The organism is Bartonella sp. AA168HLJHH (assembly GCF_042197365.1).
Taxonomy (GTDB): Bacteria; Pseudomonadota; Alphaproteobacteria; order Rhizobiales; family Rhizobiaceae; genus Bartonella.
In genome coordinates this window covers 1-518 of the sequence record NZ_JBHIRS010000099.1, presented here as the reverse complement: position 1 = coordinate 518, position 518 = coordinate 1, and the positions used below count along the sequence as shown (strand labels likewise).

Genomic DNA, 518 nt, shown 5'->3' with positions numbered 1-518 from the left:
ATTAACAGCGGAGGCTATGCCTATATTGGCTTGAGTAACTGTTACATTTTTTAAAGTAAGGTTGCTGTTATGAGTGGCGACTACCCCGAAAAGTTGTTGGTCATCGTCTTTACCACTTGATATTTTCACATTTTCTATCTTGTTCTCAGCGCTCTTACTGTTATTAAAAGAAGCGCCTATTATAGAAGCCGTAATAGAACCTCCAGTCATCTTGATCGTACCGTTTGGTTGTGTAAAAAACCCCGTTGAAACATCTTTAATCGTTGTATTATGTAATTCAATTATGCTTCCAGAGGCATCGGCCAGTACACCAGTTCCAGTGCCATCTGTCGATGTTATAGTAATACCATTGACATGAATATGTCCGCCGTTTTCGGCAAACAATGTGCCTATACCCCAACCGCTTACTGTCCCTCCAGTCATTGTGATCTTGGATTGTGCACCATCAGCATGGAGTCCATAAGCACTGGATGTTGTAATCTCAGTCTTGTTGTCGATAGTAACCGTGCTGCCATTTG

1 pseudogene is annotated in these 518 nt (G+C 41.7%); it reads right to left on the bottom strand.

Annotation, left to right across the window (positions count from 1 at the left end):
- Nucleotides 1-518, bottom strand: a pseudogene (locus ACFINM_RS09960) (autotransporter outer membrane beta-barrel domain-containing protein); the annotation flags it as partial.